The 22,015-nt window shown below is 74.1% G+C and carries 22 protein-coding genes; 10 read left to right on the forward strand and 12 right to left on the reverse strand.

Features of this window, described 5'->3' with window-relative positions:
* Nucleotides 1-316: 316 nt before the first annotated feature.
* Nucleotides 317-2,026 (forward strand): cytochrome bc1 complex cytochrome b subunit, encoded by a 1,710-nt coding sequence (gene qcrB / locus AMK13_RS20250; RefSeq protein WP_074003513.1) that lies wholly within the window; start codon nucleotides 317-319, stop codon nucleotides 2,024-2,026.
* Here the strand turns inward: qcrB and ctaF are convergent.
* From ctaF to AMK13_RS20265, 3 genes are all read right to left on the reverse strand, one after another.
* Complete coding sequence (ctaF, locus tag AMK13_RS20255; RefSeq protein WP_074003514.1) at nucleotides 1,992-2,387, reverse strand: aa3-type cytochrome oxidase subunit IV; 396 nt, start codon at nucleotides 2,385-2,387, stop codon at nucleotides 1,992-1,994. The genes qcrB and ctaF overlap by 35 nt on opposite strands.
* Nucleotides 2,384-4,099, reverse strand: a complete 1,716-nt coding sequence (gene ctaD / locus AMK13_RS20260; protein ID WP_074003515.1) for an aa3-type cytochrome oxidase subunit I — start codon at nucleotides 4,097-4,099, stop codon at nucleotides 2,384-2,386. The genes ctaF and ctaD overlap by 4 nt, the downstream gene beginning before the upstream one ends.
* 213 nt (nucleotides 4,100-4,312) lie before the next feature.
* A complete protein-coding gene (locus AMK13_RS20265; protein WP_049660133.1) occupies nucleotides 4,313-4,954 on the reverse strand; it encodes an L-threonylcarbamoyladenylate synthase in 642 nt (213 codons plus the stop codon).
* 229 nt (nucleotides 4,955-5,183) lie between these two features.
* Between AMK13_RS20265 and AMK13_RS43595 the strand changes: the two genes are divergently transcribed.
* On the forward strand, nucleotides 5,184-5,525 hold the full coding sequence (locus tag AMK13_RS43595; RefSeq protein WP_049660132.1) for a hypothetical protein: 342 nt from the start codon (nucleotides 5,184-5,186) through the stop codon (nucleotides 5,523-5,525).
* Nucleotides 5,526-5,600: 75 nt separating this feature from the next.
* Here AMK13_RS43595 and AMK13_RS44155 read toward each other — a convergent pair whose 3' ends face one another.
* The 3 genes from AMK13_RS44155 to AMK13_RS20280 all read right to left on the reverse strand — a co-directional run bounded on the left by AMK13_RS44155 (nucleotide 5,601) and on the right by AMK13_RS20280 (nucleotide 8,360).
* Nucleotides 5,601-5,756, reverse strand: a complete 156-nt coding sequence (locus tag AMK13_RS44155) for a DUF6131 family protein (RefSeq protein ID WP_143204583.1) — start codon at nucleotides 5,754-5,756, stop codon at nucleotides 5,601-5,603.
* 167 nt (nucleotides 5,757-5,923) lie between these two features.
* Entirely contained in the window at nucleotides 5,924-7,447 is a 1,524-nt protein-coding gene (locus tag AMK13_RS20275) for a threonine/serine ThrE exporter family protein (protein WP_074003516.1), read from the reverse strand.
* 250 nt (nucleotides 7,448-7,697) lie between these two features.
* Nucleotides 7,698-8,360: a TetR/AcrR family transcriptional regulator gene (locus tag AMK13_RS20280; protein ID WP_074003517.1), complete on the reverse strand. Its 663-nt coding sequence runs from the start codon at nucleotides 8,358-8,360 to the stop codon at nucleotides 7,698-7,700.
* A gap of 177 nt (nucleotides 8,361-8,537) precedes the next feature.
* Here AMK13_RS20280 and AMK13_RS20285 point away from each other — a divergent pair, with 177 nt between their 5' ends.
* Both AMK13_RS20285 and AMK13_RS20290 read left to right on the forward strand, forming a co-directional pair.
* Nucleotides 8,538-9,176: an SRPBCC family protein gene (locus AMK13_RS20285; protein WP_074003518.1), complete on the forward strand. Its 639-nt coding sequence runs from the start codon at nucleotides 8,538-8,540 to the stop codon at nucleotides 9,174-9,176.
* Between the two features lie 134 nt (nucleotides 9,177-9,310).
* Complete coding sequence (locus AMK13_RS20290; protein WP_074003519.1) at nucleotides 9,311-9,484, forward strand: CsbD family protein; 174 nt, start codon at nucleotides 9,311-9,313, stop codon at nucleotides 9,482-9,484.
* A gap of 108 nt (nucleotides 9,485-9,592) precedes the next feature.
* Here the strand turns inward: AMK13_RS20290 and AMK13_RS20295 are convergent, their stop codons facing one another.
* Entirely contained in the window at nucleotides 9,593-10,996 is a 1,404-nt protein-coding gene (locus AMK13_RS20295) for an FAD-dependent monooxygenase (protein WP_074003520.1), read from the reverse strand.
* A gap of 85 nt (nucleotides 10,997-11,081) precedes the next feature.
* Between AMK13_RS20295 and AMK13_RS20300 the strand changes: the two genes are divergently transcribed.
* Nucleotides 11,082-11,792, forward strand: coding sequence for a TetR/AcrR family transcriptional regulator C-terminal domain-containing protein (locus tag AMK13_RS20300; RefSeq protein ID WP_049656883.1), 711 nt, complete (start codon nucleotides 11,082-11,084; stop codon nucleotides 11,790-11,792).
* Between the two features lie 164 nt (nucleotides 11,793-11,956).
* On the opposite strand, the gene AMK13_RS20305 is transcribed toward AMK13_RS20300, so the two are convergent.
* Nucleotides 11,957-13,948, reverse strand: coding sequence for a LamG-like jellyroll fold domain-containing protein (locus AMK13_RS20305; RefSeq protein ID WP_074003521.1), 1,992 nt, complete (start codon nucleotides 13,946-13,948; stop codon nucleotides 11,957-11,959).
* A 247-nt stretch (nucleotides 13,949-14,195) separates the two neighbouring features.
* On the opposite strand from AMK13_RS20305, the gene AMK13_RS44160 reads away from it, so the two are divergent.
* The gene (locus tag AMK13_RS44160; RefSeq protein ID WP_074003522.1) at nucleotides 14,196-14,681 is read left to right on the forward strand and encodes a DUF6343 family protein; all 486 of its coding nucleotides are present in this window, start codon (nucleotides 14,196-14,198) and stop codon (nucleotides 14,679-14,681) included.
* A gap of 137 nt (nucleotides 14,682-14,818) precedes the next feature.
* Nucleotides 14,819-15,043, forward strand: coding sequence for a hypothetical protein (locus tag AMK13_RS20315; RefSeq protein WP_049656887.1), 225 nt, complete (start codon nucleotides 14,819-14,821; stop codon nucleotides 15,041-15,043).
* Nucleotides 15,044-15,189: 146 nt separating this feature from the next.
* Here AMK13_RS20315 and AMK13_RS20320 read toward each other — a convergent pair whose 3' ends face one another.
* Nucleotides 15,190-15,426 carry a DUF6296 family protein gene (locus AMK13_RS20320; protein WP_074003523.1) on the reverse strand — a complete coding sequence of 79 codons (237 nt, stop codon included), beginning with the start codon at nucleotides 15,424-15,426 and terminating at the stop codon, nucleotides 15,190-15,192.
* Between the two features lie 258 nt (nucleotides 15,427-15,684).
* On the opposite strand from AMK13_RS20320, the gene AMK13_RS20325 reads away from it, so the two are divergent.
* Nucleotides 15,685-16,950 (forward strand): AI-2E family transporter, encoded by a 1,266-nt coding sequence (locus AMK13_RS20325; RefSeq protein WP_107418793.1) that lies wholly within the window; start codon nucleotides 15,685-15,687, stop codon nucleotides 16,948-16,950.
* Between the two features lie 283 nt (nucleotides 16,951-17,233).
* Nucleotides 17,234-17,983 carry a sigma 54 modulation/S30EA ribosomal C-terminal domain-containing protein gene (locus AMK13_RS20330; RefSeq protein ID WP_074003525.1) on the forward strand — a complete coding sequence of 250 codons (750 nt, stop codon included), beginning with the start codon at nucleotides 17,234-17,236 and terminating at the stop codon, nucleotides 17,981-17,983.
* A gap of 106 nt (nucleotides 17,984-18,089) precedes the next feature.
* On the opposite strand, the gene lpdA is transcribed toward AMK13_RS20330, so the two are convergent.
* On the reverse strand, nucleotides 18,090-19,496 hold the full coding sequence (gene lpdA / locus AMK13_RS20335; RefSeq protein WP_074003526.1) for a dihydrolipoyl dehydrogenase: 1,407 nt from the start codon (nucleotides 19,494-19,496) through the stop codon (nucleotides 18,090-18,092).
* 266 nt (nucleotides 19,497-19,762) lie between these two features.
* Complete coding sequence (locus tag AMK13_RS20340) at nucleotides 19,763-21,400, reverse strand: M28 family peptidase (protein WP_079272314.1); 1,638 nt, start codon at nucleotides 21,398-21,400, stop codon at nucleotides 19,763-19,765.
* Between the two features lie 153 nt (nucleotides 21,401-21,553).
* On the opposite strand from AMK13_RS20340, the gene AMK13_RS20345 reads away from it, so the two are divergent.
* Entirely contained in the window at nucleotides 21,554-21,730 is a 177-nt protein-coding gene (locus AMK13_RS20345) for an antitoxin (protein ID WP_049656309.1), read from the forward strand.
* A gap of 75 nt (nucleotides 21,731-21,805) precedes the next feature.
* Here AMK13_RS20345 and AMK13_RS43600 read toward each other — a convergent pair whose 3' ends face one another.
* Nucleotides 21,806-21,961, reverse strand: coding sequence for a hypothetical protein (locus tag AMK13_RS43600; protein WP_158077730.1), 156 nt, complete (start codon nucleotides 21,959-21,961; stop codon nucleotides 21,806-21,808).
* Nucleotides 21,962-22,015 lie beyond the last annotated feature (54 nt).

Consider the following 22,015-nt stretch of genomic DNA (forward strand, 5'->3'; position numbering starts at 1 on the left):
GTCGTCCGGAGCCTATCCGCGTCGCCGGGCGCCGCCCTTGCCATGCCGTCACGGAAGTTGCGGCCCGCGGTTGTCGGGGGTCGTCATTGCGGCGGGCGCCCCGCTTGGGCTATCCCGCTGGGCGGTCCACGAGGTCCCCCGGTCGATCTCCACGAGGTCCCTCCGGTCGGTGACGTTCCCTGGTCGCACCGTGCCGGCCGTGCTGCTGTCCCGGGCGGCTCACCGCAACGGCCGCCCGTTCCGCCGTTGGAGTGCTCTGCCGCCGCCGACCGCGCTCGGCCGCCCCGCGCGCCGTACGGCCCACTAGGTTCCTGCCGTGGACGAAACCAGGGCTTCGAACGGGCACCAGCCGTCCGCCGGCGAGCGCGTCACGGCCCGCCTGGACGGGCGGCTGCCGGTCACGGAGGCGGGCCGGGAGCTGCTGCGCAAGGTCTTCCCGGACCACTGGTCGTTCCTGCTCGGCGAACTCGCGCTGTACAGCTTCGTGGTGCTGCTGCTGACCGGCGTCTACCTGACCTTCTTCTTCCGGCCGAGCATGAACGAGGTCGTCTACCAGGGCGCCTACCTGCCGCTCGACGGCGTCCGGGTGTCCGAGGCGTACGCGTCGACCCTGCGGATCAGCTTCGAGGTGCGGGGCGGACTGATGGTCCGTCAGATCCACCACTGGTCGGCCCTGTTGTTCGCCTCGGCGATCGGCGTGCACCTGCTGCGGGTGTTCTTCACCGGGGCGTTCCGCCGCCCGCGCGAGCTCAACTGGGTGATCGGGGTGACGCTGTTCAACCTCGCGCTGCTGGAGGGGTTCTCCGGCTACTCGCTGCCCGACGACACCCTCTCCGGCACCGGCCTGCGGATCGCCGAGGGCGTGCTGCTCTCGGTGCCGCTGGTCGGCACGTACCTCACCCTGTTCGTCTTCGGCGGCGAGTTCCCCGGGCACGACGTCATCCCCCGGCTGTTCACCGTGCACGTCCTGCTGGTCCCCGGCCTGTTGCTGGCCCTGGTCGGGGCGCACCTGACGCTGGTGGTGGTGCTGAAGCACACCCACTGGGCCGCCCCCGGCCGTACCAACCGCAACGTGGTGGGGATGCCGTTCTTCCCCCAGTTCCTGACCCGCACGACGGGCCTGCTGTTCGCGGTGGGCGGCGTGATGGCGCTCTCGGCGTTCCTCGCCGAGGTCAACCCGGTCTGGCGGTACGGCTCCTACCGCCCCGACGTGGTCGGCACGGGCGCGCAGCCGGACTGGTACATCGGCTTCATCGAAGGGGCGCTGCGGCTGATGCCGGCCGCGGAGACCAGGGTGCTCGGGCACACCCTGTCCTGGAACGTGCTGCTGCCCGCCCTGGTGGTGCCCGGCCTGCTGTTCGCGGCGCTGTACGCCTACCCCTTCGTCGAACGGTGGCTCGACCCCGGCACCAGCGAGCACCACCTGTGCGACCGCCCGCGCAACAGGCCCACCCGCACCGCGCTGGGCACCGCCGGGATCACCGTCTACACGGTGCTGCTGGTCGCCGGCGGCAACGACGTGATCGCGTACACCTTCGGGCTCGACGTCAACGCGCTCACCGTGGTGCTGCGGACGGCGCTGGTCGTGCTGCCGCCGGTGGTCTTCCTGCTCACCCGGCGCCTCTGCCTGGCCCTCCAGGCCCGGGACCGCGACCGGCTGCTGGACGGCGACGAGACCGGCCGGATCGACCAGGCCCACGACGGCGGCTTCTCCGGCCACCGCCGCCCGCTGCCCGAAGCCGAGCGGTACGTGCTGCTGGCGCGCGCCGCGGCGGAGCCGGTCACCGCCCCGCAGGGGGCGCCGCGGCACGAGCGGGTGCGCGCCGCCGCGAGCTCCTGGTTCCACCGTGACCTGGTCGAACTGCCAGCCACCGCAAGGGAGTCGGAGCGGATGGCGGCCGTCCTCACCGCCCCGGCCCACCCCGCTCCCCCGGCCGTCCCGGCGCCCGGGGCGGGCCCGGGCGGCCCGCTCCGGCGGCTGCTGCGCCGGCTCAGCCCGCGCCGTGGTCGCGGTACTGGAAGATGAAGCCGGCGACGGCGAGCGCGAGCACCAGGGCGCCGACGACGATCAGCCAGCGGGCGAACACCAGCCCCAGGGCGAAGACCGTCACACCGACCGCCGCGAGGGCCGGGTAGCCGCTGCGGGCCGGGAAGAACCCCACCGGCCCGGCGGCCTCCGCGATCTCGGCCTCCTTACGGTCCTGCGCCCGGCCGCCGCCCGACCGCCGGTACTGGACGAACCAGAACAGCGCGACCAGACCGGACATCAGGAACGCCACCGCCAGGATCGCCTTGCCGGCCGGCTCGCGGGCCCAGAGGCCGTAGACCAGCCCGGTCACCGCGAAGAACGCGGTCATCACCGCGAACAGCCACCCCTCCGCCTTCACCGCCCGCTCCCCCGTCCGCCGGTACGGCCGTACGGCACACCGGAGTCGCCGGTCGGCGACTCCGCCGCGGACACCTCCGGATGGTGCAGGTCGAAGGCCGGCGACTCGGAGCGGATCCGGGGCAGCGCGTGGAAGTTGTGCGGCGGCGGCGGGCTGGAGGTGGCCCACTCCAGCGACCGGCCCCAGCCCCACGGGTCGTCCTCGGCGACCTTCTCGCCGTACCTGGTGGTCCGCCAGACGTTGTAGAAGAACGGCAGGTTGGAGACCCCGAGCAGGAACGAGCCGATCGAGGCGCACACGTTCAGGGCCGTGAAGTCGTCCACCGCCAGGTAGCTCGCGTAGCGGCGCGGCATCCCCTGGGCCCCCAGCCAGTGCATCACCAGGAAGGTGGCCTGGAACCCCGTGAACAGGATCCAGAAGTGCGCCTTCCCCAGCTTCTCGTCGAGCATCTTCCCGGTGAGCTTCGGCCACCAGAAGTAGAAGCCCGCGAAGGTCGCGAAGACGACCGTACCGAACAGCACGTAGTGCAGGTGGGCCACCACGAAGTAGCTGTCGGTGACGTGGAAGTCGATCGGCGGCGCCGCCAGCAGCACCCCGCTCAGCCCGCCGAACAGGAAGGTCACCAGGAAGCCGACCGACCAGAGCATCGGGGTCTCGAAGGAGAGCGAGCCGTTCCACATCGTCCCGACCCAGTTGAAGAACTTCACCCCGGTGGGCACCGCGATGAGGAAGGACATCATCGCGAAGAACGGCAGCAGCACCTGGCCGGTGGCGAACATGTGGTGCGCCCACACCGACATGGACAGCGCCGTGATGGCGATGGTCGCGCCGACCATCCCGTGGTAGCCGAACAGCGGTTTGCGGCTGAACACCGGGATGATCTCGCTGATGACGCCGAAGAACGGCAGCGCGACGATGTACACCTCCGGGTGGCCGAAGAACCAGAACAGGTGCTGCCACAGCAGCGCCCCGCCGTTCGCCGCGTCGAAGGCGTGCGCGCCGAACTTGCGGTCCGCCTCCAGGCAGAGCAGCGCCGCGGTCAGCACCGGGAAGGCCAGCAGCACCATGACCGAGGTGAACAGCACGTTCCAGGTGAAGACCGGCATCCGGAACAGCGTCATGCCCGGCGCCCGCAGGCAGGTGATGGTGGTGATGAAGTTGACCGCGCCCAGGATGGTGCCGAGGCCGGCCACCACCAGGCCGAACGCCCACAGGTCCCCGCCCGCCCCCGGCGAGAACAGCGGACCGTTCAGCGGCGCGTAGGCGAACCAGCCGAAGGAGGGCGCGCCCCCGGTGGTGAGGAAGCCGCTCAGCACCGTCAGCCCGCCCAGCAGGAACGCCCAGTAGGTGAAGGCGTTCAGCCGGGGGAAGGCGACGTCCGGCGAGCCGATCTGCAGGGGCATGATCGCGTTGGCGAACCCGGCGAAGGTCGGGGTGGCGAACAGCAGCAGCATGATCGTGCCGTGCATGGTGAACAGCTGGTTGTAGCGCTCGTTCGACAGCAGCCCGGTGTCCGGCCCCAGCAGCTGGGCCCGCATCAGCAGCGCGAGCACGCCCCCGACCAGGAAGAAGCCGAAGGCCGTCGCCAGGTAGAGGTTCCCGATGACCTTGTGGTCCGTGGTGAACAGCCAGCGCAGCAGCGTGCTGCCCTGCCGGACCCTCACCCGGGTGCGGTCCCGCGCGGGGGGCGGCGCGGTGGACGAAGCGTTCATGGAACCTCCGCAGCGGAGCCGGTGACGCCCCCGGTCGCGGCGCCGACCCCCTCCCCGGCCCGGCGGAGGGCCCGCCCTCGCACGCCATCGCCGACCCTAGCGGCGGCGGCCCGGGCCGCCGGGGCGCCACGCGGTACGGCCCGTCGACCGGGCGCGGCGCTCCCGCGGACCGGGGCTTCGCTTACGCGGGCCGGGGCTCCGGGGCGTCCGGGCTCAGCGCTCCCGCAGGTCGGGGACCACCTCGCGCAGGCGCTCGGCGCCGATCGCGCCCGCCCGCAGCAGGACCGGCACCTCGCCGGTGATGTCCACGATCGAGGAGGGCACGGCGGCCGCGGTCGGGCCTCCGTCGAGGTAGACGGCCACCGAGTCGCCGAGCATGCCCTGGGCGGCGTCGCAGTCCTGCGGCGAGTCGTGCCCGGTCAGGTTCGCACTGGAGACGGCCAACGGCCCGGTGGCGTTGAGCAGTTCGATGGCGACCGGATGCGCGGGCATCCGCACCGCGACCGTCCCGTTGGTCTCGCCGAGGTCCAGCTCGACCGAATCCAGGTGGCGGGCGACCACGGTCAGCCCGCCCGGCCAGAACTCCTTGACCAGGTCCCGCGCGCGCTCCGTCACCTCGACCAGCCCGTCCAGCGCCTCCGGGGAGCCGACCAGCACCGGCGAGGGCATGTTCCGTCCCCGGCCCTTGGCGCGCAGCAGGCGGTCGACGGCCCGCGGTGCGAAGGCGTCCGCGCCCACGCCGTACACGGTGTCCGTGGGCAGGACGACGAGTTCACCGCGGCGCACCGCGGCCACGGCCTCGCGCAGCCCGGCCGCGCGCTCCGACGGGTCCGAGCAGTCAAAACGACGAGTCATCAGGGGTCTCCACCGGCGGGCCGCCGGCCCGCCCCGTTCCTCCGGCCCGGCCACCTCTCCGGCCGGACACGACCTGGTCAGCCTACCCGTCCCGCTCCCGCCGCCCGGCCACGCCCCGGGGTCGCGGTGTGCGGGGCTCCTCGGCCGCCCGGGTGGCTCGGGACAGTGCTGCCGTACCGGGCCGCCTTCCCCGGGGGCGGCCGGTGGCGGGCGGACGTAGGTTGCGCACATGACCAGTGACGAGACGGTCCCGGCCGTGGGAGTGCGTCCGCTGGACGAGGTGTTCGCCGCGATCGACAAGGTCAACCGGCGGCCCCGGCCCTGGACCGGCTTCGAGCACGGCGTGCTCGGCGCCTACCGGTGGGCCGCCGGCGCCCAGGTCGCGGCCCCGGTCACCGCCGCCGCCACGGCCGGCTCCATCGGCCCGTGCCTCGCCCAGCTGCTGGCCGAGTGCCAGGCCGCCGCCGTCCGCCTCCACCTCGTCCGCACCCAGGGGGCGGACCACACCTACGTCCTCGGCGTCCACCGGGCACTGGCCTGGCTCTGCGGGCTGCACGAGGACCGTCCCTGAACGACCGTCCCCGAGCCCGCCGGGCCCGGGGCGTCGAACGGGTGGCGCACGGCGGTGAACAGGGCGCAGGCCCGGTCAGTAGTAGTGGCGACGGCCGCCGACGGCGTGCCCGAGCGTTCCGGCGAGCCACAGGACCAGGCCGACAACGGCCAGCACGATGCCGATGGTCCACAGGATCGAGATTCCGGTGACGAAGCCGATGATGAGCAGGATGACTCCGAGGAGTATCACGAGGGTCTCCCGGGTTGGTGGGTGGCTGTCGGCGGGGGCGGCCCGGTCGGCTCGAACCGGCCGCAGCGGTCGTCCCCGGGGATCGGGGCCCGTCCTGCCCGGCCCGTCTCCACACCCCCCGCGTCTACCGCGCCGCGGCCCGGGCAAACCGCCCCGCCGCTCCCCCGTCAGCGCCGGTGGCGGCCGCCCTGCCGGCGGGGCGGTGCGGCCACCCGGGGCGCGGGCAGGAAGAGCCGGGCCAGCTCGCGGCCCAGGTTGACGCCGATGGCGAGGGCCATCGCCATCGCGGCGGCCCGCCCGATGCCGCTCAGCCCGATCTCGGGCTCGCCCCGGACGAAGGCCAGCATCCCGAAGTACAGCACCGAGCCGGGCAGCAGCGGCCCCAGGGCGGCGGTGATGTGCGGCAACGCCGAGCTGCCCCGGCAACGCGCCATGAGCTGGCCGGACAGGCCCACCAGCCCGGCGGCCAGACCGGTGGCCAGGATCGGCTCGCCGCCCGCGTTCACCAGCACCCCGTACGTGGTCCAGCCGGCCGCGCTGTTCAGCAGGACCGCCGGCAGCGTGGCCGGCTCGGTGTTCAGCAGCACCGCGAATGCCAGGGTGAGCAGCACCGCGGCGGCGAGCTGCAGCGGGGGGTTGACCGCCCCGGGCGGGACGTCCTGGGCGGCGAGGTCGGCACCGTTGTTGACGCCGACGTAGAGCACCGTCATCACCCCGACCACCACGCCGGTCATCAGGTAGAGCGCTTCGAGCAGCCGGGCGGCGGCGGTGAGGTAGAAGCCCGCCAGGCCGTCCTGGGCCGCCGCCACCATGGGCCACCCCGGCAGCACCGCGAACAGCCCGCCGGTGATCACCACCGATCCGCGCAGGTGCAGACCGTTGAACGACAGCAGGATGCCGATCACGGCGGCGGGCACCGCCGCCACCACGAACTGGTAGAACGCCGGGAGGTCGTGGCGCGCCACCAGGGCCGAGAAGCGCTCGCCCACCAGCGCGGCGACGACGGCGCTGGCGAACACCAGCCAGGCCCGGGCGTCGGCCCGGCCGCCGATCAGCAGCGTGGCGGCCCCGGCCATCCCGCCGCAGGAGAGCACGAACAGCCGGCCGGAGTACCGGCGGCGGCGCCGGCGGGCCGCCACCAGGCGGCCGTGCGCCTCGGGGACGGCCATCCCGCCCACGGCGATCTCGGTGACCAGCCGGAACACCAGGGCCAGCCGCGCGTAGTCGACGGCCGGGCGGCGCACCGAGCACTCGGCGGTCAGCGAGGGCTCCGACGGGCCGGGCTGGTAGGAGATCGCCACCCGGGTGAAGGTCACCTGCGGGTCGCAGGGCTGGACCCGGTAGGCGTGGGCGACGGCGAGCATCGCGGCCTCGACGTCCTCCGCCGCCTCGCCGCTGGCCAGCAGCAGCTCGCCGACCAGCAGCGCGAGGTCCAGCACCCGGGCCGGCTCGACGCCCGTCGGCGGGTCCGCGCCGGCCCCCTCCGGCGCGGGCCGGCGGTCGGCCGTGGGGGTGCGCAGCAGCGGCAGCATCAGGTCGGGCCAGGGAACCGCGGTGCCGTCACCGTCCGGTCCGGGCCGGGCGCCCGCCCCGCGCTTCCCGGACGCGGGGGCCTGGGGCGGCACCCGTTCGGGCCGGGTGGGGTGTCCTTCCGGGCCGGCGGGCGCACCGAGCTGCTCGTGTTCCGTCATCGCGACTCCCTGACCCCACCCCCTCCGCCAACACCGTGCAGCCCTTCAACTACCCGGAGTGACGCTGCGGCGAACGCGCCACACCCGGCACACCCGTACGAACCGGAGCACGACCGGCCGTACACGCCCCAGCACCCCGCGCGTGCCGACCTCGGAGGCGGGGGCCAGCCGGGCCCCGGGGCCGCGGTGGCACCGACGGGGCGTGGCCGCGCGACGACGGCGGACAGGCGGCGACCGGGAGGCGGCCGGGTCAGAACCGCGGCGTCAGCAGGCTCGCCAGCTCGGCCTCGAAGAGCAGCCCGGGACGGAAGCCCATGCCGGTGAAGTGTCCGGCGAGCTCCAGGGACAGCACGCCGTGCAGACGGGTCCAGAAGGCCAGGAAGCGGTGGAGCACCTCGGGCGGGGCCGGCTGCTCGCCCGCCCAGTCCCGGTGGCCCAGCAGGTGGGTGGTGAACGGCGCCTCCGGGGCGTCCGCTCCGGCCGGGGCGAGCGCCGCGCAGGCGTCGACCAGGGTTCGCATGACCTCGTCGGCGATGGCGGTGGTGTCCTCGGGCGCGCGGTAGCCGGGCACGGGGGTGCCGTAGATCAGGAAGTACCGCTGGGGGTCGGCCAGCGCCCAGTCGCGCAGGGCGTGGGCGAGCCCGGCCAGGTCGGCGCCCTCGGCGGCGGCCGCGCCGAGGGTGTCGGCGAGGCTGCGATACGCGTCCCGGACGAGCTCGGTGATCAGCTCGTCGCGGCCGGCGAAGTAGCGGTAGAGCGCGGGGCCGCTCATGCCCATCCGCTTGGCGATCGCGTTGACGGAGAGCGCCGAGGCGCCCGCCGTGGCGATCTGCTCCCAGGCGTGCGCCTTGACCTCTTCGCGCACCTGGGCCCGGTAGCGCTCGCGCGGGGTGTCCGCGCCCGTCCTCGCCATGGCCCTCGCCCGCTCCCCGCGTCGCCCGACTACATGTTCACGCTTCCGTTAGAAGGTATCACGGAACCTGTTGACGCCCCGGCCCTCATGGAGTTACAACTTCTAACGAAGGCATGAGCATCTAGCTCGCAAGGCGTCCGAGCCGTCCCGACGGCCGACCAGTGAATGGGGAGTTCCATGTCCGCCACGCGCAGCTCCACCCGCGGCACCGGCATCCGCACCGCCCTGCTGACCCTCCCGCTCGCCCTCGGGCTGCTCGGCGCCGCCGCCGCACCGGCCGGGGCCGCCACCGCCCACCGCCCCGGCTCCTCGCTCACCTGCGGCGGGGCGGGCGTCGACCCCGACGCCCGCGTCCGCTACCGGACGGAGGCGGTGATCCACGCACCGCTGCGGACGGTCTGGCGACTCCAGACCGACGTGGCGCGCTGGCCCGACTGGCAGGCGCCGGTGCGGAGCGCCGAGCGCCTCGACGGCGGCCCGCTGCGCCCGGGGTCGGCGTTCCACTGGACCACCCCGCTGCCCCCGAACCCCGCCTCGGCCGACCCCGTCCTGGAGATCACCTCCACCGTCCGGCAGCTGCGGTCCGGCGCCTGCATCCGCTGGACCGGCCCGGCGGTCGCGACCGGGCTGCGGATCGACGGCGTCCACGTGTGGAACTTCACCGAGGTCCCCGGCGGCGTCCTGGTGCGCACCGAGGAGACCCACACCGGCCCCCAGGTCGACGCGAACGTCCCCGCCGCCACCGACATCCTCCGCCAGGGCCTCGAAGGGTGGCTGCAGGACCTGAAGACCGCCGCCGAGGCCCGCACCCGGTAGGACCGGCCGACCCGACCGACTCGCCGGACTGTCCCGCCGGGCCGACTCGCGGACCCCGCGCATGGAAGCCCGCGCCCCGGGCAGACGCCGCCCGGGGCGGACCTTCGCCCCGTCGACGAGAGGAGGCACCCGCCGTGGGTACCGAGGAGAAGCTGCGCAACATGGCGGAGAAGGCCAGCGGCAAGGCCAAGGAAGCGGCCGGGAAGGCCACCGGCGACCGTTCGACCGAGCTCAAGGGCAAGGCCGAGCAGGCGAAGAGCGACCTGAAACAGGCCGTGGAGAAGGTCAAGGACGCGGGCAAGCACTGATCCGGCACCCGGCCGGTCGTCCCCGGACGGCCGCCGGGTGTCCGCGCTTCCACCGCGCCCGGCGCACCGGCGTCGCCGGCCGGCCCGGGCACGGACCCCCGGAGCCCCTCAGGGGGCGAGCAGCCCCTGCCGCTCCGCGTAGGCCGCGAGGCCGTCGGCGGTAGCGCCGGCCCACCCGAGGTAGCCGTCCGGCCGGACCAGGAACACCCCGGTGCCGTACGCCTCGTAGGCCGGGATGCGGACCACCGGGGCGGTGACGGCGGGCAGCGGGGTGTCCGTGCCGACGGTGAGCAGCGTCCAGTGCGGGCCGCGGAAGGCGTCGAACAGCCGGGTGCCGCCCCGGCGGCCGTCGGGGGCGCGGTCGCCGGCCCGCAGCGCGTCCGCCGGGAGGTCCTGGCGGGTCTCCACCGAGAGCGCGGACTCCCGGTAGCCGAGGTCGAGTTGCTGGGTTGCCCGGCCGCGGCGCTGCTCGCCGCGGTGGACCCTGGTGGACAGTTCCAGCATCGCGGCCGCGTTGCCGCGGCGCTCCTCCTGGTAGCTGTCGAGCAGCCCCTCCCCCGCTCGCCCGGTCAGCACCGCGGCCAGCTTCCAGCCCAGGTTGTAGGCGTCCTGGACGCTGGTGTTCAGGCCCTGCCCGCCGGCCGGCGAGTGGACGTGCGCGGCGTCGCCCGCCAGGAAGACCCGGCCCGCGCGGAAGCGGTCGGCGAGCGCGGCGCGCGGGCGGAACTCGGAGATCCAGCGCAGTTCGGTGACCTGCTCGGCGGCCAGGTGGGAGCGGGCCGCGACCACCGTGCGCAGCCCGTCGAGGGTGAGGTCGACGGCCGTCCCCTCCGGGAACTGGGCGACCAGCTGGAAGTCCTCGGTGCCGCCGAGCGGGCAGATCGCCAGCATCCCCTCCTCGGAGCCGAACACGTGCCAGTGCTCGCGGTCCAGCCCGTCGATCCGGACGTCCGCGACCAGCATCGGGTCCGGGTCGACGGTCTCGCCGGTCATCCCGATGCCGAGCAGTCGCCGCACCGTCGAGCGGCCGCCGTCCGCCGCGACGACGTACCGCGCCCGGACCGGGCCGCCGGCAACGAACTCGGCGGTCACGCCCTCCTCGTCCTGCGCCAGGCCGACCAGCTCCCGGCCGAACGCGACCTCGCCGCCCAGCTCGCGCAGCCGCCCGTACAGCACCTGCTGGGTGCGCCACTGGGGCAGCATCAGCGCCTCGGTGTACGGCTCGGCCTCGGAGGGCTCGGTCGGGTCGAACATCCGGCGCTCGCCCTGCGGTTCGCCGTCCCGCCAGAACAGGTTGGGCGGGTAGTGCCCGGCGACCGCGCGGACCCGGTCGAGCACGCCGAAGTCGTCGAGCACCTCCAGCGTGCGCGGCTGGAGGCCCTTGCCGCGCGAGCCGGGGAAGAGTTCGGCGCCGCGCTCGACCACCAGCGCGGCGACGCCGTGCCGGGCGAGGTCGAGCGCCAGGGCCAGTCCGGTGGGCCCGGCGCCGATGACCAGGACGTCCGTGTGCATGCCGTGAGAAGCCACGACAACCTCCTTAACGTTGTTAAGTAGCCGTTGCCGACAGCGTGCACTTAACGGCGTTAAACTGTCAACCGTGACCCCCCAGAGAACCCCCAAGCTCGACCGCGGCCAGGTCGTCGACACCGCGCTGGACCTGCTGAACGAGGCCGGCCTGGACGGCCTGACGCTGCGCGCCATCGCTGCCCGGCTCGACGTCAAGGCGCCCGCGCTGTACTGGCACTTCAAGGACAAGCAGGCGCTGCTGGACGAGATGGCGACCGAGATGATGCGCCGCATGACGGCCCGGGCGGCGGCGGACGCGGGCGCCGGGGCGGACGGGGCCGACGCGGCCAGCGGGGCCGACGGGGCCGGTCGCGCCCCGGCCCCGGGCGACTGGCGGGAGACCTACCTGAGGACCATGCGCACCCTGCGCGCCGAGCTGCTGCGCTACCGCGACGGCGCGAAGGTCTACAGCGGCTCCCGGTTCACCGACACCGGCTACGCGGCCGAACTGGACACCTGGCTGCGCCTGCTGGTCGAGTCCGGGTTCACCCCGGTGGCCGCCGCCCGGGCCTGGCAGACCGCCTACAGCTACACCATCGGCTACGTCATCGAGGAGCAGGCGATGGGCCCCAACCCCTTCGACGGCGAGGAGGGCTACGACCTGGACGCCCGCGCCGAGCGCCTGGCCGCCCACCCGCTGGCCGCCGAATCGGGCCGGGTGATGTTCCAGGACTTCGACGAGGGCTTCGAGCAGGGCCTGGCGGCGGTGCTCGCCGGGGTCGAGGCCACCCTGCTCGGCTGACGGCTCCGGGGCGGTCGTCCGCCGTCGGCCGTTCACCGTTTCACCGGTTCGCCGTTTTGCCGGTTCGCCGTTTTGCCGGTTCGCCGTTTTGCCGTCCCGGAAACGACCGCACCGCCGGGCCCGTGCCAGGGCCCGGCGGTGTCCGTGCCGCGCGGAAGCGCGGGTCAGGCGGTCATGAACTCGCCCACCCGCAGCGCCCGCTTCACGATCCGGACGTCCCCGATGTACCCGTGGAAGACCTTGTCCAGCACCCCCGCGTACGCGTAGCCGCCCAGCATCCACGGCCGTCCCAGCGTGGTCAGCCCGACCGCGGGCGTCGCCGGGTTGCGCGCCACCTCGCAGCCGTCGACGTACATCCGGCTGAGCTTCCCGTCGTTGACCACCGCGACGTGCCACCAGTGGTCCAGCGGCAGCTGGTGGCCCCAACAGGTAGACGCCCCGGTCTGGTTGAGCGGGTAGACGCACCACTGGAGGGCCGGCGCCTCGGAGACGCTGAGCGTCGCGACCGGCTCGTCGGCGTCCGTCCCGGGCCCGCTCCTGCCCGCCTCTCCGCTCGTCCCCCAGCGGCTGAGCAGCGCGGACCAGCGGCTCTGCGCGGAGTCCCAGTCGGCGGGCAGCTTGAAGAAGGCCTCGACGGTGAACCCGCGCTCGAAGGCCTCCCGGTTCACCGGCGCGGTGGGCACCGTCTGCAGGTAGCCGCCGCGGACCGGCGAGCGGGTGCCCCTGAACAGCAGGCTGCCGTGGCCCGGCTGGTCCGGGTGGTGCTCGGCGGACCAGCTGAGCGCGCCGTCGGGCGTGCCCGGGGCGCTCTGCCAGAGCAGGTCGTTGCCCTGCCCGCTCAGGTCCTTGACGACCTGCTGCGGGGTGACGGCCGCACCGTCCGCGCCGCCGTTGTCGAACCGCCAGTAGGCCACCGTGTCGCGGACCAGCAGCTCGCCCGCCCGGCGCGCCGGGCGCTGCGGGACGGGCGCGAAGCCGGCGAAGCGGCGCTCGAAGTCGATCGCGAGCGAGAAGCGGTCCACGTCCGAGGTCAGCTCGACGTGCTGGGCCGCCAGCGAGTTGCGCTCCTCGGCCGCGATCTGCTGGATCCACGGCGAGAAGGTCGACACGTCGACGGTGCCGCGGTCGAGGTCGAATCGGTACGCCCGGATCATCGCCGCACCGCCGTAGTAGCGGTCCTGGTAGTTGGTGATGTGCACGTGCACGTCGTGGCCGGCCCTGTTCCGCAGCACGGTGCGCCCGGGCGGCCAGTAGTGCCCGTTGACGGTCAGGAAGATCTGGTCGTTGCCGTCGATCAGCCGCTCCCAGAGCCGCTTCCCGTTGTCGGACAGCTCGGCGCGGCCGCCGTCGTCGGCGTACGCCAGGTCGTGGGTGGTCAGGATCACCGGAAGCTTGGGGTTCGCCGCGATCACCCCGTTCGCCCAGGCGAAGCCCGCGTCGGAGAGCCGCCAGTCCAGCGAGAGCACCATCCAGTCGCGGCCCGCCGCCCGGAACACGTGGCAGGTGTTGTAGCCGTCCGGGCTGGAGCCGCGGTAGCCGGAGGTGCGGGCGGCCCTGGCCTTGCCGAAGGTCTCCAGGTACGGGGTGGTGCCGCGCTGGTCGTCGGTCGAGGAGCGGACGTCGTGGTTGCCGGCGAGCACGCCGTAGGCGGCGCCCGCGTCGTCCAGCAGGCCGAACACCTTGGTGACGGCGGCGTACTCGACGGCCAGGCCGTTCTCGGTGACGTCGCCGAGGTGGGCCAGGAAGACGATGTTGTCGTCCGTCCCGTCCTCCCGGTTGACCCCGCCGTCCAGCACGTAGCGGACCGAGGCCTCCAGCGGCGCCGGGTGGATCCGGTCCTGGTCGAACAGGTACTGGGTGTCCGGCATGACCACGACGGTGAACTGCCGGGCGTCCGGGTCGGGCTGCCACCGCCCCTTCCCCTTGCCCTTCTTGGGCGCCTTCACGGCCGCACCCGCCGCGCCCGCCGCCTCGGGCCCGGCCGCCTGCGCCGGCACCGCGCCGAGCAGACCGAGCCCGGCGGTGCCGACCCCCGCGCCCAGCAGACCGGCCCCGCGCAGGAACCGGCGCCGACTGTCCGCGGCCGGCCCCTCCCCGTCGAGGTCGGCCGTCCGCGGGCAGCCGCACTCGTGCTCGGTCGCCTGGTTGTCGTGCATGTTCGCTCCCGAAAGTGGTGTGGGCCCTGACGGTAGGGACCGGGACTGGTCGGAGATCATCGGGCGGGCCATGCCCCGGTGAACAGCGGCCGAATCCGCCGGGCTTCGGGGCCCGGGCGGCGGGCGGCGGGCGGCGGTGGGCGACGGTGGGCCCGTGCGGGCGGGTGCCCCGCGGGCGTGTGCCGGCGCCGGAACCGGGTAGGCGCGCCGACGGAACACAACCGGCCGAATCCGTTCGGGGGCCGTCATGGCCGTACGACCCAGCCCAGACCTGCCGCACGCGGGCGGGGCCCGCCGCCGGAGCGGCGAGCGCCACGACTTCCCGCACACCCCGCAGGGCCCCGGCCGGACGATGCCCCAGCTCCGGCCGCAGGAGACGGTGCGCCTGGGCACCGAGCCGGTGACCGCCCGATCGGACCTGGAGCTGCGGCGGGTGCTCTCCCGGGTCTTCCTCGTCCTGTTCCTCGGCGGGGCGGTGGCGTTCGCCGTGCTGGCCGCGCTGGCCGGCCCGGGCCCCGCGCCCAACCAGGGGACCTACGCCTTCTTCGCCGCCCTGTGCGCCGGGTTCGCCGGCATCACCGCGCTCGACCTGCTGGTGATCCGGCGCCGCCTGGCCGCCGGCCAGGGCCGCGACCGGGCGGGCGGCCCGGGGAGCACAGACTCGGGGACCACGGCCTCAGGAATCAGGCCTCCGGGGCCTCCAGGACACCCCCGCCCCGACCGGCGGGACTGAGCGTGCGGCCCCCGACCGTCGCCCGCCCAACCGTCGCCGGCGCCTCAACCATCCCACCGGGTCTGGCCCGGTGGCCGTTCGGCAGACCGCGGGTTTGCATGGAGTCACCGAGCCCCCAGCGATCCGGAGGTAGCGCCGTGTACGAGATGTGGGCCGAGCACGACCCGGCGGTCTCCCCACCCGCCGTGGTGTGGCACGTGGTGGCCAAGGACGATGCGAGCTCCTCGCTGTGCGGGCGGTTCCTGGAGCCCTCCCAGCGCGTCGTCCCGGTGGGCGACGGCGCCGGTGCGGCCGGGCCGGACCGGTACTGCGACCCCTGCCTGGTCACCGTGCGCGAGGCCTTGGCCGCCAGCGCTCGGTGACCTTGTCGTTGCGACCTCCGCCCTCCGTCGCCTTCCTCTTCCTCTCGACACGCGTCGTGGCCGTGTGCGCACGGCCACCTGCCCACGACCACGCGCTCACGGCCCACGTGTTCACGACGACGCGCTCTCGGTTCACGACGAGGTGCTCACGGCAGCGGCACCGCCATCAGGCAGGGGTGCCGACTGCCGATCGCGGGAGCCGCCAGGACGGTGGCCACCCCGCCGGTGATCTCCACCCGAAGGTCGCCGTCCGAGCTCTCCCAGACCAGGCCCCCGCCGGGCCCCACGGCCTGCGTCTCGTACACGACGACGACGGACGGTGGAGCGTGCCCGCCGATCGGGCCGGGGAGCGTCACCGCGTAGCGGCGGGTGAGGCTTTTCATCTCGGCCTCCTTCTCCCCCCTCCCTGCGCCATGGATTCTCCCCTCATCCGGCCGCTTGTACACGGAGGACCATTGCCCTTCCCGGGGCGACCGGCGCCGTTCCCGTGTCTGCCCGGGCCCGGCACGCCCGCACACCGACGCGGTCGGCATGCCGCTGTCCGGGTGACGGGACCCGGCGCCGCCGCAGGGCGAACCGTCGCGGTATGGGTCATCGTGACGTGAGAGGACGACACCCGGCCGAGCCCGAGGAGACCGCCCGTGGGAGTGAACGGCGCCGGACCGGACCGGCGGCCCGTGCCGCTGGGCAGCCGCCGCCCCCGGGTGTCGGCGCGCCGGACCCGGACGGGGGCTCCGGGCCCGGGCCCCGACCCGTATCCGTCCGGGGAGCACGTCCCCTCCGGACTGCGGACGACGGCCGGCTACACCTGGCGGCTGGTGCTGCTCGGGCTCGCCGCCTACCTGGTCGTCGACGTCCTCGCCCGGCTCGAACTGCCGGTCGTCGCACTGTTCGTGGCGCTGGTGATCACCTCCGTGCTGCGCCCGCCGGTCGACCTGCTGGCCCGCGGCATGCCGCGCTCGCTCGCCGTCCTGGTCGTCCTCCTCTGCGCCCTCGCGGCCGTCGGCGGGGTGCTGGCGCTGGTCGGCACCACCGTCGCCGACGAGTGGGGCCGGCTGGGCAACGAGCTGCGCGGCGGCCTCTCCCGGATCGACCACTGGCTCACCGGCGCCCCTTTCCACCTGCGGCCCGGCACCGTCACCGACCTGCGGGCCAAGATCGGCGCGTTCATCTCGGCCCACCGCTCCACCCTGCTCAGCACCGCGCTGAGCGGCGCCGGCCGGGTCGTCGAGCTGGTCACCGGGCTGGCGCTCGCGGTGTTCTGCTCGGTGTTCTTCCTGCACTCCGGCGACCGGATGTGGTCCTGGGCGCAGCGGCAGCTGCCGGTCCGGAGCCGTTCGGCCTGGGACCGCGCCGGCCGCGCCGCCTGGCTCACCTTCGCGGGCTACACCCGGGGCGTGCTGATCGTGGCGGCCTCCAACGCGGTGCTGGTGGGCATCGCGCTGGCGATCCTGCGGGTGCCGCTGGTCCTGCCGCTGATGGTGCTGGAGTTCGCGGCGACCCTCATCCCGCTGATCGGTTCCCCGATCGCCCTGGCGGTCGCCGCCGTGGTCGCGCTCGCCGCCCGGGGGCCGGTGATCGCGCTGCTGGTGCTCGCGCTGATCGTGGTCATCGGCCAGATCGAGGGGCACCTGCTGCATCCGCTGGTGCTCAGCTGGTCCGTCCGCATCCACCCGGTGGTGATCGCGGTGTCGGTGGCCGGCGGCGCGGTGCTGGCGGGGGTCCTGGGCGCGGTGGTGGCGGTGCCGGTGGTGTCGGTCGGCTGGGCGGTGCTCGGCGAGCTGCGCACCCGCGGCACGCCCGGCCTCCCGGGGGTGCAGGCCGCTGCGGCGGGCGACCGGCCCGGCCGCGGAGCGGACCGGGGTCGGCGCCCGGAGCAGGGCAGGGGCGGCCGGCCCGGCGGGTGAGGGCGCGGCGCCTGTTCGTCACAGGCCCCGGCTCGTCGTCGGGCCCCCGGTCCGCCGTCAGCAGCCGACGCCGGCCGCGCGCCGCGCTCCCCCGTGCCGGCGCCTACCAGCCCGGGCACGGTGCCTCTCCCGTCCCGTTCACCTACGGCACGGGTCGCCGTCCCCACCGCCCGGCTGGTCCGCCCGGCCCCCCGCAGTGGGGCCGTTGGGCCCTGGCCGCGCGGCCGGGGGCCCGGGATCCTGGTCGCCGGTATGCGCCGGCTGGGAGTGGAAAGGCCTGGGGATGGGCGAGTTGGTCACGGTGAGGGCGTTCGAGGGGCTGACCGGCGAGGTCCTGGCCGAGACGCGGGCCCGGGTGGCCGCCGCGGCGGCGGCTCCGGGGGTGGGGACGCTGGTGGAGGCCCTGCGGGTCCGGCTCGCGGCCGTCGCCGGGGGCGTGCTGGCGCAGGTGAACGCCGAGGTGGACGGTCGGCGGATCCGCGTCCAGGAGGCCGCGGCCGGGCTGGGCGACTCCATCGACCGGGTGAGCGACGCGCTGCGCGGCAGGATCAGGGCCGTCACGGGGGCCTGGGCGCCGCGCCCCTGGCCGGGCCACCGTGCGCCGGACTCCGGTGGGCCGGGCGGCGGCGGGCCGGGCGGCGGGGCCGTCCGCGAGCTCCGGGTGGTCCGCCGCAAGGAGCCCTCGCTGGTGTGGTGCTCGCCGGCGGCCGCCGCCCGGACCATGGACGCGATGGACTACGACATCCACCTGTTCACCGATCCGGCGACCGAGACCGACGCCGTGGTCTACCGGGTCGGGCCGACCGGCTACCGCCTCGCCCGTACCGTCCCCGCCGGTCCGCCCGGCCGCCGGACCTCGCCGATCACCCTCAGCCCGTACGGCGCGCCCCGGCTGACGGAGGCGCAGGCCGTCGACCGGCTGACGGGCGCGGAGCTGCCGTTCCTGTTCTTCGCCCACCCGGTCAGCGGCCGGGGCCGGGTGCTCTACCGCCGCTTCGACGGCCGGCTCGGCCTGATCGCCGGGCACGCCTGACGGCCGCGGGGCCCTTTCCAGCACCCCTGGCCCTTGGGCGGAACCGCGCCGCGCCCCCGCCGAGCGGTCGCTCGACGGGGCGCGGCGTGCGCTCGGGGAGGGCGCGTCACATGTTGATCATGTGACCGGCGAGGCCGTGGATGGCCTCCTTGACCGCCTCGCCCAGGGTCGGGTGGGCGTGCACGTTGCGGGCGACCTCGTGGACGGTCAGGTCCCACTGCTGGGCCAGCGTCAGCTCCGGCAGCAGCTCCGTGACCTCGGGGCCGATCAGATGGGCGCCGAGCAGCTCGCCGTGGGTGCTGTCGCTGATGACCTTGACGAAGCCGATCGGGTGGCCGAGCCCGTGCGCCTTGCCGTTGGCGGTGAACGGGAACTTGGCGACCTTGACGTCGTAGCCCAGGTCGCGGGCCTGCGCCTCGGTGTAGCCGAAGGAGGCGATCTGCGGCTGGCAGTAGGTGGCGCGCGGGATCATGGCGAAGTCGACCTCCATGGTCTCCGCCCCGCCGATGGTCTCGGCGGCGATCACGGCCATCGTCTCGGCGGCGTGCGCGAGCATCAGCTTGGCGGTCACGTCGCCGATCGCGAAGATGTGCTCGACGCTGGTGCGGCCGCGGCCGTCCACCGCGATGGCGTTGCGGTCGGTGAGCTTGACCCCGGTGTTCTCCAGGCCGTAGCCGTTGACCCGCGGCGCGAAGCCGATCGCCTGGAGCACCTTGTCGGCCTCCAGCACCTGCTGCTGGCCGTCCTTGGTGACGGTGACCCGGACCTTGGCGTTCGGGTCGCTGTCGTCGATCGACTCGACCCGGGTGGAGGTCAGCACCTCGATGCCCAGCTTGCGGTACTGCTTGGCGAGTTCGGTGGAGACCTCGACGTCCTCCAGCGGCACCACGCGGTCCAGGAACTCGACGATGGTGACCTTCACGCCGTAGTTGTGCAGCACGTAGGCGAACTCGACGCCGATCGCGCCGGCGCCCGCGATGATGATGCTCTCCGGCAGCTGCTCGGTGAGGATCTGCTCCTCGTAGGTGACCACGCGGTCGCTCAGGCTGGTGCCGGGCAGCAGGCGGGTGGTGGCACCGGCGGCGATGACGCAGTGGTCGAAGGTGACGACGTCGAAGCCGCCGCCGCTGAGCGCCACCTGGAGGGTGTGATCGTCGACGAAGGTGCCCCAGCCGTCGTACTCGGTGATGCCGTTCTTCTTCATCAGGTAGTGGACGCCCTTGACCCGGCCGTCGGCCACCGACCGGCTGCGCCGGAAGGCCTCGCCGAAGTCGAAGGTCACCTGGCCCTCGACCTTGATGCCGAAGGTCTTGGCCTCCTTGGTGAAGATGTGGGCGAGCTCGGCGTTGCGCAGCAGGGCCTTGGAGGGGATGCAGCCGACGTTGAGGCAGACGCCGCCCCAGTACTTGGCCTCGATGACCGCGACCTTCAGCCCCAGCTGGGCCGAACGGACGGCGGCGGTGTAGCCGCCCGGGCCCGCGCCGAGGACGACGACGTCGTAGTGCGTGCTCATGTTGCTGACTCCTCCGAGGGTGTCACGGTGTCGTGATCTCGGTCCCATGGTGTCAGGACCGTGCTCGGCGCACCCACCGGGTCTCGGCGGATGCGCCCCGCGCGGCACCGTACCGGCCCGCGGCCGGATTTGTCAGTGCTCTCCGCTACGGTGACGGCACCCGTGGCCACCAGGGCCGATGACGGAGGGAGGTCCCGGATGGAGCAGTCGCGTACGGCGGTCGGGTGGGCCCGCCGGCCGGGGGCGGCGGTGGGCCCACCCGGGCGTCAGGCCGCCACGCCGTGGGAGCGGTCGCCGTTGGTGCCGCCGATACCCGTCGCGCCCGCGCCGGCGCCGGGCGCCGCCTTCGCGGCCGGGCGCTGGGCCGGGACGGGCCGGTGCAGCGAGGAGAGGTCCCAGGCGTAGGTGCCGATGGCGTTCGCGATCACGTCGATGTTGACGTCGAAGGCGCCCATGTCGATGTTGCCCAGGTTGTCGCAGGCCTTGTGGTAGCACGGGTCGTACGCGACGCCGGCCGTGCCGCCGTAACGGGCCGCCTGCTCCGGGGACTTGACCTTCTCGGCACCGGTGTCGGTGCCGCCGGCCGGGATGCCCGCGTCGATGAACGGACCGTAGTCGGAGCGGCCGTCGAAGGCGGTCGGGTCGTGCGGCAGGCCCCGGCCCTCCAGGTAGCCGTTGATGTCCCGCTCCAGCTGGGCCGAGCCCTCGGGGCCCGCGTCCCCGCCGGCGCTGCCGGAGCCGTTGTAGACGAACTGCGCGTAGTTGGGGGAAGCGATCATGTCGAAGTTGAGGTAGAGGCTGATCTTCTTCTTCTCCGCGTCGGAGAGGGAGGTCACGTACTTCTCGGCGCCCTTGAGGCCGAACTCCTCGGCCGACCACCAGGCGAACCTGACCTTGTTCTTCACCGGGTGGACGCTGAGGTTCTTCGCGACCTCCAGGATTCCGGCCGTGCCGGAGCCGTTGTCGTTGATGCCCGGCCCCTCGGGGACGGAGTCGAGGTGCGCGCCGACCATCACGGTGTGGTTCGGGTCGCCGCCGCGGGTCTCGGCGATGACGTTCCAGGTCTTGCGCTGCTCCATGAAGGTGCGGATGTCCAGGGTCACCCGGACGGGCCCGGCGGCGGCCTGGGCGGCCAGCGCCGCGCCCGCGGCCTCGGTGATCCCGCCGGTCGGGATCCTCCCCGCCGTCGGCTCGCTGAGCGTCCCGTTGAGGCTGCCCTCGGTGTTGTTGTAGATGATCGCCCCGGCCGCCCCCGCGCCGGCCGCGGCGGCCTGCTTCTCGGCGAAGCTGCACCCGCCGCGCCGGATCAGGGCGATCTTGCCGGTGAAGGCGCCCGCCGGGTAGTCGGCGGGCGTGCAGCCGGTGGTGGCACCGACCGGAGCGACCGCCAGGTCCGCGGTCAGGCCCGCCTCCGGACCGCTCACCGAGTACGTCATGGCGATCACCGGCACCGACTCGGCCTTCGGGGAGACCACGTCGAGGTGCTCGGAGCGGGCCTCGAAGTAGGTGTAGACGAACTCCTGCTTGGACACGTTGAGTCCGGCCCGCCGCGCCTGCTCGTAGACGTACTGCGCGGACTGGTCGTGCCCCTTCGAACCGGCCGGCCGGGTACCGCCGTTGCGGTCCGCGATCAGCTGGAGCGCGGCCAGCGTGGCCCGGGCATCCCGGGCGCTGCTCGCCTCGACCAGCCGGGAGGCCAGCTTGGCGCCCTTGCGCGCCGGGTCCGGGTCGGCCGAGGCGCTGCCGGCGCCGGCCAGCAGCAGCGGGGCGACCAGGGCAGCGACGGTCAGGGCGGCGCCCGCGCTCCGCCGGGTGGCGGCGGTTCGCGGGCGTCCTGGAGAGGTGGTGCGGTCGTACGGGGTGGAACGGTCGAGCGGCGAGGTGGAGCGACGGGTGCGCAGCATCAGGGCGACTCCTTCCGACGGGCCGTGAGGGTCATGATTGGACATGATCGGAATCCCGTTGCCAAGCCTTTACGCACACCTTGCGGGATGCGGACCGCAGCGCACGCGGCGATATTGGAGGGGTGGGGGCGTCTCATCCAGGAGTGTGACCAGATGTCCATGATGGATAAGCTCAAGAGCCTGCTGAAGGGCCACGAGGACCAGGCCGACAAGGCCGTCGACAAGGCGGGCGACGCCGTCGACCAGCGCACCGAGGGCAAGTACAGCGGGCAGGTCGACGCCGCCCAGGAGCAGCTCAAGAACCAGTTCCGCGACCAGCCGCCCCAGTAGCGGCGGCTCCGCGGGGCGCCGGCCCGGCTGACCCCGGCCGGGCCGGGCTCGGTCTCAGTCGCCTGACCCGTCGCCCTACGCGTCGTCCTGCGCGTCCGCACCGTCCGTGCCGTCCGCGCCGCAGTTCTCGCAGCTGCCCGGGCCGGTCCGCTCGCGCAACCGTCCGCACTCGGGGCACACCCGGTCCAGCCAGCAGGCCGGCTCGCCGCCTTCGTCCACGTGATCGGTCACGCGATCGATTCTGCCCGGGCATCGGTGCGGCCGCGAGTAGACACTGTCTACGCG

This window comes from Streptomyces sp. CB02056 (assembly GCF_001905545.1).
In the GTDB taxonomy this organism is placed as follows: domain Bacteria; phylum Actinomycetota; class Actinomycetes; order Streptomycetales; family Streptomycetaceae; genus Kitasatospora.